Annotated in this window: 12 protein-coding genes; 11 read left to right on the forward strand and 1 reads right to left on the reverse strand. The window is 63.7% G+C overall.

Features of this window, described 5'->3' with window-relative positions; translation table 11 throughout:
- Positions 1 to 82: 82 nt before the first annotated feature.
- Complete coding sequence (locus tag ACFOSU_RS18400) at positions 83 to 2014, reverse strand: aconitate hydratase (RefSeq protein WP_380691403.1); 1932 nt, start codon at positions 2012 to 2014, stop codon at positions 83 to 85.
- Positions 2015 to 2374: 360 nt separating this feature from the next.
- Between ACFOSU_RS18400 and ndhC the strand changes: the two genes are divergently transcribed.
- From ndhC to nuoL, 11 genes are all read left to right on the forward strand, one after another.
- Complete coding sequence (gene ndhC / locus ACFOSU_RS18405; RefSeq protein ID WP_380691404.1) at positions 2375 to 2821, forward strand: NADH-quinone oxidoreductase subunit A; 447 nt, start codon at positions 2375 to 2377, stop codon at positions 2819 to 2821.
- 46 nt (positions 2822 to 2867) lie between these two features.
- Positions 2868 to 3527: a NuoB/complex I 20 kDa subunit family protein gene (locus ACFOSU_RS18410; protein ID WP_380691405.1), complete on the forward strand. Its 660-nt coding sequence runs from the start codon at positions 2868 to 2870 to the stop codon at positions 3525 to 3527.
- Between the two features lie 45 nt (positions 3528 to 3572).
- Entirely contained in the window at positions 3573 to 5321 is a 1749-nt protein-coding gene (gene nuoC / locus ACFOSU_RS18415) for an NADH-quinone oxidoreductase subunit C/D (protein WP_380691406.1), read from the forward strand.
- A 142-nt stretch (positions 5322 to 5463) separates the two neighbouring features.
- Positions 5464 to 5931, forward strand: a complete 468-nt coding sequence (gene nuoE, locus ACFOSU_RS18420; RefSeq protein WP_380691407.1) for an NADH-quinone oxidoreductase subunit NuoE — start codon at positions 5464 to 5466, stop codon at positions 5929 to 5931.
- A complete protein-coding gene (gene nuoF, locus ACFOSU_RS18425) occupies positions 5928 to 7241 on the forward strand; it encodes an NADH-quinone oxidoreductase subunit NuoF (protein ID WP_380691408.1) in 1314 nt (437 codons plus the stop codon). The genes nuoE and nuoF overlap by 4 nt, the downstream gene beginning before the upstream one ends.
- Positions 7242 to 7264: 23 nt before the next feature.
- Entirely contained in the window at positions 7265 to 9952 is a 2688-nt protein-coding gene (gene nuoG, locus ACFOSU_RS18430; RefSeq protein ID WP_380691409.1) for an NADH-quinone oxidoreductase subunit NuoG, read from the forward strand.
- 64 nt (positions 9953 to 10016) lie between these two features.
- Complete coding sequence (gene nuoH / locus ACFOSU_RS18435) at positions 10017 to 10997, forward strand: NADH-quinone oxidoreductase subunit NuoH (protein ID WP_380691411.1); 981 nt, start codon at positions 10017 to 10019, stop codon at positions 10995 to 10997.
- Positions 10998 to 11043: 46 nt separating this feature from the next.
- A complete protein-coding gene (gene nuoI / locus ACFOSU_RS18440; protein WP_380691412.1) occupies positions 11044 to 11559 on the forward strand; it encodes an NADH-quinone oxidoreductase subunit NuoI in 516 nt (171 codons plus the stop codon).
- Between the two features lie 12 nt (positions 11560 to 11571).
- Complete coding sequence (gene nuoJ, locus ACFOSU_RS18445; protein WP_380691413.1) at positions 11572 to 12129, forward strand: NADH-quinone oxidoreductase subunit J; 558 nt, start codon at positions 11572 to 11574, stop codon at positions 12127 to 12129.
- A complete protein-coding gene (nuoK, locus tag ACFOSU_RS18450; protein WP_380691414.1) occupies positions 12126 to 12434 on the forward strand; it encodes an NADH-quinone oxidoreductase subunit NuoK in 309 nt (102 codons plus the stop codon). Before nuoJ ends, nuoK begins: the two co-directional genes overlap by 4 nt.
- On the forward strand, positions 12431 to 14284 hold the full coding sequence (gene nuoL / locus ACFOSU_RS18455) for an NADH-quinone oxidoreductase subunit L (RefSeq protein ID WP_380691415.1): 1854 nt from the start codon (positions 12431 to 12433) through the stop codon (positions 14282 to 14284). The genes nuoK and nuoL overlap by 4 nt, the downstream gene beginning before the upstream one ends.
- Positions 14285 to 14321: the final 37 nt, after the last annotated feature.

The raw sequence follows: 14321 nt of genomic DNA on the forward strand, positions 1-14321 counted from the left end.
GGCGGGTTGGCTCGACAAACACCTTTTAGCAACGCATTTTCGAGGCACGGCCTGCACCGGCGATCGATGGATCAGAGATTGCTCAGCCCTGGTCACGCTTCCAGTTGATCAGCCCGCCGGCCTTGAGAATCTCGACCTGACGCGGCGACAGACCGTGCCTGCAAGCGACGCTGTCGCCGCCGTCCACATCCACGCTCACCGTGTCGCCGTTGTCGAGGGCGTCGTGCAAGCCCTTGATCGACAGTTTCGCACCCTGGTCGAGCGTGTCGTGATCGTCGGCGTTCTCGTAGATCAGCGGCAGCACGCCGAAGTTGACCAGGTTCTGCCAGTGAATACGGGCATAGTCCTTGGCGATAACCACCCGCAGCCCGAGATAGCGCGGCGCGATAGCCGCGTGTTCACGCGAACTGCCCTGGCCATAGTTGGAGCCACCGATGATGATGTGGTCGCCGGTCTTGCGGGCACGCGCCGGATACTCGGCATCGACCCCGTCGTAGACGAAATTGGCGATTTCGGGAATGTTGGAGCGGAACGGCAACACCTCGGCGCCGGCCCGCATGATCTCGTCGGTGGAGATATCGTTGCCGACCTTGAGCAGCACCGGCAGGTCGAAGGCGTCGGGAATACCGTCGAAATCCGGCAGCGACTTGATGTTCGGGCCCTTGATCAGTTCGACGTTCCTGGCCTCGTCCGCGGGCAGCGGCGCTTCCATCATCTGTTCGTTGATCACCGGGTCGTCCGGGTTGTTGATCCTGGGATAATCGAAGTCGAGGGTGCGCGGATCGGTGATCCTGCCCATCAGGGCGCTCGCCACCGCCGTCTCCGGCGAGCACAGGAACACCGAGTCTTCCTTGGTGCCCGAACGGCCCGGGAAATTGCGCGGCGTGGTACGCAGACTGTTGCGGCCGGTTGCTGGCGCCTGTCCCATGCCGATACAGCCGTTGCAGCCGGCCTGATGGATACGCGCACCACTGGCGATGAGCACGCCCAGGCGGTCGTCGCGGGCCAGCGTCTGCAGCATGGCGCGCGATGACGGGTTCACGTCGAACGACACGTCCTTGGACACGTTGCGGCCACGCACCATTTCCGCGGCCATGGCGAAATCGCGATAGCCAGGGTTGGCAGATGAACCAATATAGGCTTGATAGAGATCGTCGCCGGCCAGTTCCTCCACGGTCACCACGTTGCCCGGCGAGGTGGGCTTGGCGATCAGCGGCACCAGCGTGGACAGATCGATCTCGTCGGTTTCGTCGTATTCGGCACCGTCATCGGCCACCAGTTCTTCGTATTCGTCCTCGCGCCCCTGCGATTTGAGGAATCGCTTGATCTCTTCATCGGCCGGAAACACGGTCGTGGTCGCGCCGAGTTCGGCGCCCATATTGGCGATAACGTGCCGATCCATGGCCTCCAGATTCTTCAGACCGGGGCCGTGATATTCGATGATCTTGCCGACACCGCCGGAGACACCGTGGCGGCGCAGCATTTCCAGCACCACGTCCTTGGCCGATACCCAGTCCGGCAGTTCGCCGGTAAGCTTGATGCCGAACACCTTGGGCATCTTGGTATACAACGGCTCGCCGGCCATCGCCATGGCCACTTCCAGGCCGCCGGCGCCGATCGCCAGCATGCCCATCGAACCGGCCGCCGGGGTATGGCTGTCCGAGCCGAGCAGGGTCTTGCCTGGGCGGCCGAAGCGCTCCATGTGCACGGCATGGGAGATGCCGTTGCCGGGACGCGAGAAATGCACTCCGAAACGCTCGCAGGCGGACTGCAGGAACAGATGGTCGTCCGGATTCTTGTTGTCTTCCTGAATCAGGTTGTGATCGACGTACTGTGCCGAAATCTCGGTCTTGACCCGATCGAGTTTCATCGCTTCCAGTTCCAGCATGACCAGCGTGCCGGTCGCGTCCTGGGTCAGCGTCTGATCGATGCGCACCGCGATTTCCTTGCCCGGCGTCATCTCGCCGTCAAGCAGATGGGATTCGATCAGTTTCTGGGCAACGTTCTGTGCCATCGGTTCCTCTCGATATGTGCGATACCCCACTCTAGCCCCGCGAACCGCCAATCACCAAGCCGGGCGGAAGGTGGAGCGGCCGATCGCGGGCGCGGGTGGCGCGCGCGACGCGCGAGCTTTAACCGGCGTAGGATTGGCGCTGGCTGCGCAGCTGGCGCGCGTGACCGCGGGGTTTGTCGTCGCGCACTCGCCAATCGGGGGCAAAATCGGCTAACGTTCGGCAATGGACAAGACGAATTCGTCTTGTAACGAGGGACACAGGCCAGCGGTCTTTTGTATAATACAAACAATAACGCGCCGCTCGCCTTGCCGTGACCGGTCATCTGTTTCCGATGGCTTCACGTAGAATGGATTAACGCTATGGATGCCGCCACCGAACATGCCGTCGTCCTCTGGCCGCTGCTGCTCTTCACGGCCGCGGCGATCGGATTGATCCTGCTCATGCTCGGCCTTTCGGCCATGCTGGGCGGGCGGCATCAATCGCGTCTGGGCGATCAGCCCTACGAATCCGGTATCAAGCCGACCGGCAGCGCCCGTATGCGCTTCTCGGCCAAGTTCTATCTGGTGGCCATCATCTTCGTGCTGTTCGATCTGGAAGTGGTGTTCATCTTCGCGTGGGCGATCGCCGCGCCCGATCTGGGCTGGCCGGGCTATTTCGCGTTCCTGTTCTTTCTGGGCGTGCTGACCCTCGGCCTGATCTACGAGTGGCGTATCGGTGCCCTGGATTGGGCGCCCAAAGCGCCGCGCCAGTATCGACTCGAAGCGATCGAGAGCAATCGCGCACGTAATCTTCAGGGTCGCTCGTGAACCGCGATCCCGACATTCGCTACGACTTCAGACAGGACGGTCGATAATGGCCTGGTCTCTTACAAGCACCGACAAGAATCCGAAGCCCGGCTCGGCCGGTAGCGACGCGGGCGCGAGCGGCGGCACGATCGAGGATGCGCTGGCGCGCAACGTCGTCACCGCCAAGCTCGACGACATGATCGCCTGGGGCCGCAAGAACTCGATGTGGCCGTTCAACTTCGGTCTGTCCTGCTGCTATGTGGAAATGGCCACCGCCCTGACCGCGCCGCACGACATGGCGCGCTTCGGCTCGGAAGTCATCCGTGCCACCCCGCGCCAGTCCGATGTAATGGTCGTTGCCGGCACCTGTTTTCTCAAGATGGCGCCGGTCATCCAGCGTCTCTATGACCAGATGATGGAACCGCGCTGGGTCATCTCCATGGGCTCCTGTGCCAATTCCGGCGGCATGTACGACATCTATTCGGTGGTCCAGGGCGTGGACAAGTTCATCCCCGTGGACGTGTATGTGTCCGGCTGCCCGCCGCGCCCGGAGGCGTTCCTGCAGGGGCTGTTGCTGCTGCAGGAATCGATCGGCTCCGAGAAGCGGCCGCTGTCCTGGATGATCGGCCCGCAGGGTGTGACCCAGGCGCCCAAGCTGTCGCAGCGCGACACCAAGCGCGCCGAGCGGCTGTCCGCGACCACACTGCGTTCGCCGGACGAGGTGTAATCGTGCTCCTGATGCATCCCACGCGGCTTCGCGCCGGAGCGGCCCATGCTTGATACCGTGACCATCGGCCATCAGCTCGCCGAGCGCTTCGGCGAGTCGGCGTTTCATCAGCAGATCACCGCCGACGGCATGCCGACCTTCTGGGTCGAGCGCGGCATGATCCGCGACGTGCTCGCGTTCCTGAAGGCCGACGCCACGCCGCGCTATCGCATGCTGTTCGATATCACCGCCATCGACGAGCGTCCGCGCGAACATCGCCAGGGCCAGCCGGCCGCCGATTTCACCGTGGTCTACCACCTGCTGAGCCTGTTCCCGGTGGCCGAGTTCCGGCTCAAGGTGGCCTTGTTCGACGACGATCTGAACGCGCCCACCATCACCGGTATCTGGCCCAACGCCAACTGGTACGAGCGCGAAGTCTGGGACATGTTCGGCATCGTCTTCGACGGCCATCCGAACCTGCGCCGGATCATGATGCCGCCGACCTGGCAAGGGCATCCGCTGCGCAAGGACCACGCCGCGCGCGCCACCGAATTCGAGCCGCTGCATCTGGACCCCAAGCGCCAGGATCTGGAAGAGGACGCGCTGCAGTTCAAGCCCGAGGACTGGGGCATGAAGCGCGAGTCCGAAGACGCCGACTTCATGTTCCTCAACATGGGCCCGAACCATCCCTCGGTGCACGGTGTGTTCCGGATCGTGCTGCAGCTCGACGGCGAGGAGATCATGGGCGCGGTGCCGGATATCGGCTATCACCATCGTGGTGCCGAGAAGATGGCCGAGCGCCAGACCTGGCACACCTATATCCCATACACGGATCGCATCGATTATCTCGGCGGCGTGATGAACGAGCTGCCGTATGTGATGAATCTCGAGCGCGTGCTCGGCATCGAGGTGCCGGAACGGGTCAAGGTCACCCGCGTGATGCTGTGCGAGTTCTTCCGGATCACCAGCCATCTGATGTTCTTCGGCACCTATGTCCAGGACATCGGCGCCATGAGCCCGATCTTCTGGATGTTCTCGGATCGCCAGAAAGCCTACGACGTGATCGAGGCGATCTGCGGTTTTCGCATGCATCCGGCCTATTTCCGTATCGGCGGCCTGACCATGGACCTGCCCAAGGGCTGGGATCGCAAGGTCAAGGAATTCGTCGACTGGTTCCCGCCGCGGCTGGCCGAATACAAGAAGGCCATGTCGCGCAACAAGATGCTGGTGGCGCGTTCCAGGCACATCGGCGCCTACTCCCAGGACGAAGCCATCGACTGGGGCATCACCGGCGCCGGACTGCGCGCGACCGGCGTGGATTTCGACCTGCGCAAGGCCCGCCCCTACTCCGGCTACGAGAACTTCGACTTCGAGATTCCCACCGGCACCAACGGCGACTGCCAGGATCGGCTCGACGTGCGTATCGAGGAGATGTTCCAGAGCTGTCGCATCATCGAGCAGTGCATGAAGAACATGCCCGCCGGCGACTACAAGGCCGATCATCCGATGACCACGCCGCCGGTGAAGGAGCGCACGATGCAGGACATCGAGACGCTCATCGCCCACTTTCTCACCGTCAGCTGGGGCCCGGTGATCCCGGCGATGGAGTCGGCCTGCATGGTCGAAGGCACCAAGGGACTGAACAGCTACTACTCGATTTCCGACAAGAGTTCGACGAGCTATCGCACCCGCATCCGCACCCCGAGCTTCGCCCATCTGCAGCAGATCCCGCTGATCTCGCAGGGCGGCCTGGTCGCGGATCTGGTCGCGATCATCGGCTCGATCGACTTTGTGATGGCAGACGTGGACCGATGAGGCTTTTGAATAACGTAGCGAGCGAAGACAGGTTGTGCGTCGCCGGAGCGCAGGAATCGCAGTGTATGCGTCGATACATGAGACTTTCGAGCACCGCCGGCGCGCAAGATGTCGAGCGCAGTAGTGATTCAGAGGCCTCAGCATGAAACTCAGCGAAACCGAAATCGAAGCCATCCAGCACGAGATGACGCTCTACGAGGATCCGGGTGCCGCTACCATCGAGGCGCTCAAGATCGTGCAGGAACATCGCGGCTGGGTGTCCGACGAGTCGCTGGAGGCCGCGGCTGCGGTAGTCGGCGTCACCCCCACGCAGATGGAAGCGGTGGCGACCTTCTACAACCTGATCTTTCGCCAGCCCGTGGGCCGGCACGTGATCATGATCTGCGACTCGATCTCCTGCTATCTGACCGGCTACGAGGAAATCCTCGCCTATCTGAAGAAAACGCTGCAGATCGAGTTCGGCCAGACGACCCCGGACAACCGGTTCACGCTGTTGCCGATCGTATGCCTCGGCGACTGTGACAACGGCCCGTCGATGCGCATCAATACCGATTACCACGGACGCCTGACCCCCGAGCGGGTCGACGCCATCCTGGCGGAGTATCCATGAAGGTTCTCACCAAGAACATCCGCGACAACCGCGAACCGATGACGCGCGTCGACTACGAGAAAGCCGGCGGCTGGGAAGCGTTCAAGAAAGCGATTCAGGAATTCACCCCGGTCGAGGTCGCCGGGCTGGTCAAGGAAGCCGGCCTGCGCGGTCGTGGCGGCGCGGGCTTTCCCACCGGCGTGAAATGGTCGTTCATGCCGCGCTTCGAGGAACGTCCCGAAGAGCGCCCGGCGCATGTCTATCTGGTGGTCAACGCCGACGAGATGGAGCCGGGTACGTTCAAGGACCGCCTGCTCATGGAAGGCGACCCGCACCAGCTGATCGAGTCGATGGCGATCGCTGCCTATGCGATCGGCGCCGATATCGCCTATGTGTTCATCCGCGGCGAATACATCCAGTGCCAACGCAATCTGCAGCGGGCCATCGACGAAGCGGTGGAAGCCGGCTATCTGGGCACCGACATTCTCGGCACCGGCTTCAATCTGACCATGCACCTGCACATGAGCGCGGGCCGCTATATCTGCGGCGAGGAATCGGCGCTACTGTCGGCGCTTGAAGGCCGGCGTGCGGTACCGCGCCACAAGCCGCCGTTTCCAGCCGCTTCCGGCCTGTTCGGCCAGCCGACCACGGTCAACAACGTCGAGACGATCTGCAACGTCCCGCATATCATCAACAACGGCGCGGAGTGGTACAAAGGCCTGGGCCTGCACAAGGACGGCGGCACCAAGATCTTCGGCGCCTCCGGCCATGTCGCCCGCCCCGGCCTGGTGGAACTGCCGCTGGGCACCAAGCTCGCCGACGTGCTCGAACATTTCGGCGGCATCCGCCACGGCCACAGGCTCAAGGCCCTGTTGCCGGGCGGTGGCTCGACCCCGTTGCTCACCGACGAGCACCTGAACACGCCCATGGACTATGAGGGCGTGGGCGCGGTCGGCAGCCGGCTGGGCACCGCGACCATGGTGGTGATGGACGAGACCACGCCGATTGTCGGCGTGCTCCGGAATCTCGAGCATTTCTACGCGCAGGAATCCTGCGGCTGGTGCACGCCTTGCCGCGACGGTCTGCCCTGGGTGGAGCGCATTCTGACCAACCTCGAGGCCGGCGAAGGTCAGCCGGGCGATATCGAGCTGCTGGACCTGCACGTCAAGCTGCTCGGTCCCGGCAAGACCTTTTGCGCGCACGCGCCGGGCGCGATGGGCCCGCTCGAATCCGGCCTCAAGTATTTCCGCGACGAACTCGCCGCGCTGATTCCCGACGACCAGGCGGCGCCGGGGCTCACGCAGCCGGCGAACGCAGTCCAGAACTCCTAGCTTCCAGCTCTACGGTTTACGCGATGGCAACGATCACGATCGACGGCAAGCAGTACGACGCGGACGACACCGACAATCTGTTGCGTGTGGCGCTGTCGAAGGGCTTCGACCTGCCCTACTTCTGCTGGCATCCGGAGCTGCACAGTGTCGGCGCCTGCCGCCAGTGCGCGGTCAAGCAGTACAAGGACGAGGACGATACCCAGGGCCAGATCGTGATGGCCTGCATGACGCCGGCCTCCGATGGCAGCCGTTTTTCGGTCTGCGACAAGGAAGCCAGCGATTTCCGCGCCCAGGTGATCGAATGGCTGATGATCAATCATCCGCACGACTGCCCGGTCTGCGAGGAAGGCGGCGAGTGTCATCTGCAGGACATGACCCTGATGACCGGCCATACCAAACGCCGTTATCGCGGGCCCAAGCGCACCCACCGCAACCAGGATCTGGGGCCGTTCATCAATCACGAGATGAACCGCTGCATCGCCTGCTATCGCTGCGTGCGCTACTACCGTGACTATGCCGATGGCGACGATCTGCGCGTGCTCGGCTCGCATTCCAACGTCTATTTCGGGCGCGGCTCGGACGGCGCGTTCAACAGCGAATTCTCGGGCAATCTGGTCGAGGTCTGCCCCACCGGCGTGTTCACCGACAAGACGCTGGGTGCGCAGTACAACCGCAAGTGGGACATGCAGAACGCCCCCGGCATCTGCACCCATTGCTCGCTGGGCTGCAATACCAGCCCGGGTTCGCGCCAGGGCCTGCTCAAGCGGATCCAGAACCGCTATCACGGCGAGATCAATCATTACTTCCTGTGTGATCGCGGGCGTTTCGGCGCCGGCTTCGTCAATCGCGACGACCGCCCGCGCCAGCCGCTGACGCGCAACGCCAAGGGCCTGCTCGAACCGCAGGACATGGACGTGATCCTCACCCAGATCAAGAGCGCGATCGCCGGCGCCAACGGTGTGGTCGGCATCGGTTCGCCACGCGCCTCGGTCGAGGATAATTTCGCCCTGCGGCATCTGGTGGGCGCCAAGAACTTCTACAACGGCATGAGTGCGCCGGACAGCCATGCCAGTCTGGCCGCGCTGACCCTGCTCAAGGCCCACGCCAGTCGTCTGCCGACGCTGCGTCAGGTCGAGGAATGCGACGCCGTGTTCATTCTCGGCGAAGACGTCACCCAGACCGCGCCGAGACTGGCCCTGTCGCTGCGCCAGTCGGTACGCAACCGGCACTACGAACTGGCCAAGGCCGCCAAGATTCCGAAATGGCATTCTCGCGCGGTGCGCGACGAAGGCCAGCATTTCTACAGTCCCCTGTTCATGGCCGTCCCGGCCGCGACGCGGCTGGACGACGTCGCCAGCGACCTGTCGCATATGCGCCCGGCCATGATCGCCCGGCTCGGCTTTGCCGTGGCCCATGTGCTCGACCCGAGCGCGCCAGCCCCGGAAAACCTCACAGACGCGACCCGCGCCCAGGCCGAAACCATCGCCGCTGCCCTCAAGAGCGCCAAGAAACCACTGATCGTGGCCGGCACCAGCCTGGGCAGCGAAGCGGTGCTCACCGCTGCGGGCAACGTCATGCGCGCGCTCGAATCCGTGCACGATGACGCCGGCCTGTTCGTCACCCTGCAGGAAGCCAACAGCCTCGGCATGGCGATGATGGCCGACCAGGACGTGGACGATGCGCTGACCGCCATCGAGACCAATCGCGCCGACACGCTCGTGGTGATGCAGAACGATCTCTACGAGCGCTGCCCGCAGTCGCGGGTGGACGCGGCGATCAAGAAGGCACGTCATCTGATCGTGCTCGATCACAGCATGACCGCGACCATCGCCAAGGCCGATTTCGTGCTGCCGGCCGGCAGCTTCGCCGAGGCCGACGGTACGCTGATCAACAACGAGGGCCGCGCCCAGCGTTTCTTCCAGGTGTTCATCCCCGATGCGCCGCTGCAGGAAGGCTGGCGCTGGTGCGCGGATATCGGCCGCGCCGTCGACCAGCCCGTGCGCTGGCAGGGCATGGACGACCTGATCGACGCGATCGCCACCGACATGCCGCATCTGGCCGGCATCAAGGACGCCGCGCCCGGTCAGAGTTTCCGCAAATTCGGCATGCGTTTCCCGCGCAGCCCGCATCGCTACTCGGGGCGCACCGCGCTCTATGCGAACGTGGATGTACGCGAGAAACGCCCGGAAGTCGATCCGGATTCGGCGCTGGCTTATTCCATGGAAGGCTATCAGGGCACCGAAACCCCGCCCTCGCTGATGTCCTATGCCTGGTCGCCGGGCTGGGATTCCAACCAGGCCGCGATCACCCGTTTCCAGGACGAAATCGGTGGCGCCCTCAAGGGCGGCGATCCCGGCGTGCGGTTGCTGTCCAACGGCGGCGCCATTCCCGATTACGCCGATGCCGATATCAAGCCGGTCGAGGGCTGGCAGGCGATTCCGCGCTATCACATCTTCGGCAGCGAATCGCAGTCGGCCAAGGCCCCGGCGATCCAGGAACGCATGCCGCGCGGCGCCTGGTTCACGCTCAACGAAGCCGGCGCGAAGGAACTCGGCATCTCGGCCGCCGATACCCTGCGCCTGACCATCGGCAACGAAGTGCACGCCCTGCCGGTGACCATCGATCCGAGCCTGCCCGATCGCACCATCGGCGTGCCGGTAGGCGCGCACGGGCTGATGGGTGTACGCCTGCCGGCGGTGGTCACGCCATGACACCACTTCAGAACGACTGCGCTCGCCGGCTTCGCTCGCTACGTTCTGCACAGGAGTCGCGGTGATGTTTGGTCTGAGCGAAGCCGAACTGCTCGGCATCCTGTTCACCGCGATCGAGACGATTGCGATCCTGCTCGTCGTGGTACTGATCGCGGCCATGCTGATCTGGCTGGAACGCCGGCTGCTCGGGCTCTGGCAGGACCGCTACGGGCCCAACCGCGTCGGCCCGTTCGGGCTGCTGCAGGTCGTGGCCGACATGATCAAGATCTTCTTCAAGGAAGACTGGATCCCGCCGTTCGCGGACAAGGCCGTATTCGTGATCGCCCCCGGCATCATCATGTTCACCACCATGATGGCGTTCACGGTGGTGCCTTTCACCGAAACCATCGGTGTGGTCGATCTGAACGTGGGCATCCTGTTCATACTCGCCATGAGTTCACTGGGCGTGTATTCGGTGATCCTGGCCGGCTGGTCCTCGGACAACAAGTACGCGCTGCTGGGCGCCATGCGTACCGCCGCCCAGATGATCTCCTATGAAGTGTTCATGGGCCTGAGCCTGCTGGGTGTGGTGCTGCTGGCCGGCAGCTTCGACCTGCGCGCCATCGTCGAATCGCAGGCCGGCATGTGGAACGTGATCCCGCAGTTCCCGGCCTTCGTGATCTTCTTCATCGCCGGCTGCGCGGAAATTCATCGCGCGCCCTTCGATCTGCCCGAGGCCGAGCAGGAACTCACGGCCGGCTATCACACCGAATATTCAGGCATGAAGTTCGGCATGTTCTTCGTCGGCGAATATCTGGGCATCGTGCTCATCTCCTGCCTGGTCACGGTGCTGTTCTTCGGCGGCTGGCTCGGGCCGGTATTGCCCGGCATCGTCTGGTTCCTGTTGAAGGCCGGTTTCTTCATCGTGTTCTTCATCCTGCTGCGAGCCGGCACGGTACGGCCGCGCTACGACCAGCTCATGGCCTTCGGCTGGAAGGTCCTGCTGCCGCTGTCGCTGATCAACGTGGCGATCACCGGCGCCATCGTCGTGGCCATGGCGAACTGATGAACATGCGTCACCGCTTCAAGACAACGCGTTATACGAGTCGCTTATGCTAAGTGTCCTGCGCACCCTCGGCATGACCTTCATGCACACCTTTCGCAAACGCGACACGGTGCTGTATCCGGAGGAGCAGCCGTATCTGCCGCCGCGCTATCGCGGCCGTATCGTGCTCACCCGCGATCCGGACGGCGCCGAACGCTGTGTCGCCTGCAACCTGTGCAGCGTGGCCTGCCCGGTGGACTGCATCAGCGTGGTCAAGACCGAGGACGAGACCGGGCGCTGGTATCCGGAGACATTCCGGATCAACTTCTCGCGCTGTATCTACTGCGGTTTCTGTGAAGAGGCCTGCCCGACCTATGCGATCCAGCTGACACCCGACTTCGAGATGGGCGAGTTCGATCGCCAGCAGATGGTCTACGAGAAATCCGATCTGACCATCTCCGGGGTCGGCAAGCGCCCGGGCTACAACTTCTATCGTGTCGCCGGCATGGCCGTGGGCGGCAAGGACAAGGGCGAGGCCGTCAACGAAGCCCAGCCCATCGACGTCAAGACGCTCCTACCGTAAGGCTGCCGAGTTATGTTCATCGCGTTCTATGCCGCTGCCCTGGTCGCCGTCGTCGCCACGCTGCGGGTGATCACCTGCGCCAATCCGGTGCATGCGCTGATGTATCTGATCATGTCGCTGCTGTCGGTGGCCGTGGTCTTCTACGCGCTGGGCGCGCCGTTCGCGGCCACGCTCGAGGTCATCGTCTATGCCGGCGCGATCATGGTGCTGTTCGTGTTCGTGATCATGATGCTCAATCTCAACGTCGAGACCATGGACCGCGAACGGCGCTGGCTGGCGCCCTCGGTCTGGATCGGCCCCGGTGTGCTCGGCGTGATCCTGCTCGTCGTGATGGCGATGGCCCTCACCAGCGGCGATTCGCTGGGGACCATCGAAGGTAGCCCGCTCGACGCCCAGCGCGTGGGCATGGCCCTGTTCGGCCCCTACGTGCTGGTGGTGGAACTGGCCGCCTTCGTGCTGCTGGCCGCGCTCGTGGTCGCCGCCCATCTGGGCCGCGACGATCGCGACGTCGCCGAAACCATTGCCGGGCGCGACAGCGATACACCGCAGCCGACGAGGGCCAAACGATGAACGGACTGCCCATCGAACACGGCATGGCGCTCGCCGCCGTGCTTTTCGTACTCGGCCTGGCAGGGCTGGTGACGCGGCGCAATACGCTGTTCATCCTCATGTGCCTTGAAATCATGCTCAATTCCGCGGGGTTGGCGTTCATCGTGGCCGGTGCGCACTGGCAGCAGCCGGATGGCCAGGTGATGTTCATTCTGGTGATCACCCTCGCCGCCGCCGAGGCCAGCATCGGGCTCGGCTTGTTGCTGCAGCTGTACAAGCGCTTCAAGACAATCGACATCGACGCCGCAAGCGAGATGCACGGATGAATCTGCTCGCCCTGATCATTGCCTTTCCGCTCGCCGGCAGCCTGGTGCTGTCGTTCTTCCCGCGCATGCCCGATCGCCTGGCAAGCACCATCGGCGCGAGTTCGATCGGCCTGTCCGCCGTGCTGACCGCAATCGTCGCGTCCAGCTTTCTGGCTTCGGGCGAGCCGAGCTTCGGCCAGACACTGTGGACCTGGATCGACGTCGGCGATTTCACCCCCACGATCGGCCTGTATCTGGACGGTCTGTCGGTGACCATGCTGGGCGTGATCACGGGGGTGGGGTTTCTCATCCACCTGTTCGCCGGCTGGTACATGACCCACGACCTGGACGGCGCGCCGGGCATGGGGCGTTTCTTCGCCTACATGAACCTGTTCATCGTCGCCATGCTGCTGCTGGTGCTGGGCGACAACCTGCTGCTGCTGTTCCTGGGCTGGGAAGGCGTGGGGCTGTGCAGCTATCTGCTGATCGGCTACTACTATCAGGACGAGGCCAATGCCTGGGCCGCCTTCAAGGCATTCCTGATCACTCGTATCGGCGACGTGTTCCTGGCGATCGGCCTGTTCCTGCTGTTCACCACGTTCGGCACGCTGGATATCCAGACGCTGCTGGAGAAAGCCCCGCAGGCGTGGGCCGAAGGCGACACCATGGCCAATGTGGCCGCCCTGCTGCTGCTCGGCGGCGCGGTCGGCAAATCCGCCCAGCTGCCGCTGCAGACCTGGCTGCCGGACGCAATGGCCGGCCCGACGCCGGTATCCGCGCTCATCCACGCCGCCACCATGGTCACCGCCGGCGTCTATCTGATCGCGCGCATGCACGGCATCTTCGAGCTGGCACCGATGGTGCTGGAACTGGTCGGCATCATCGGTGCACTCACGCTACTGCTGGCCGGCTTCGCGGCCCTGTGCCAGACCGATATCAAGCGCGTGCTGGCCTACTCGACCATGAGCCAGATCGGCTACATGTTCCTGGCCCTGGGCGTGGGCGCCTGGGACGCGGCCATCTTCCATCTGATGATCCACGCCTTCTTCAAGGCCTTGCTGTTCCTGGCCTCGGGCTCGGTGATCATCGCCTGTCATCACGAACAGGACATCTTCAAGATGGGCGGGCTGCGGCATAAGCTGAAGCTCGACTACGGGGTGTTCATCATCGGCGGCGCTGCCCTGTCGGCCCTGCCGCTGGTGACCGCCGGCTTCTATTCCAAGGACGAGATCCTGTGGCTGTCGTTCGCCAACGGCCACCACGTGCTCTGGTTCGCCGGTCTGGTCGGCGCCTTCCTGACCGCGGTCTATACTTTCCGCATGATCTTCATTGCCTTCCACGGCGACGAGAAGACTCATGCCCATGCGGGCAGCGGCATCACCCATCACCTGCCGCTGATCGTGCTGGCGATCCTGTCGACCTTCGTCGGCGCCTGGATTCATCCGCCGCTGGGCGATGTATTGCCGCACGCCGAAGCCGGTGGTCACGGCATCCTGCAGCTGAGCCTGGAGATCCTGTCGAGCGTGGTCGCGGTCGTCGGGCTCGGCGTGGCCGCGGCCCTGTTCCTGGGCAATCGCGAGACCGCCAACCGGCTGGCCGGCACGCCGGCCGGGCGCACCCTGTGGCAGCTGTGGCACAACGCCTGGGGATTCGATGCGATCTACGATGTGCTGTTCGTCAAACCCTATCTGTTTCTTACCGCGCTGCATCGCCGCGATTGGGTCAATTCGCTGATGAACATCGTGCCGGGCTTGGCCCTGGCCCTCAACGGCGTGCTCTCGCCGATGCAGAACGGGCGACTGCGCTGGTACGCGCTGTCATTGTTTGCCGGCGCTGCAGTGCTGCTCGCCGCCCTGATGTTTGGCGGATAGACATGCACATGGTGATTTCAGGAACCGCGTTTAAGGA

Source organism: Salinisphaera aquimarina, from assembly GCF_042643355.1.
Taxonomy (GTDB): Bacteria; Pseudomonadota; Gammaproteobacteria; order Nevskiales; family Salinisphaeraceae; genus Salinisphaera; species Salinisphaera aquimarina.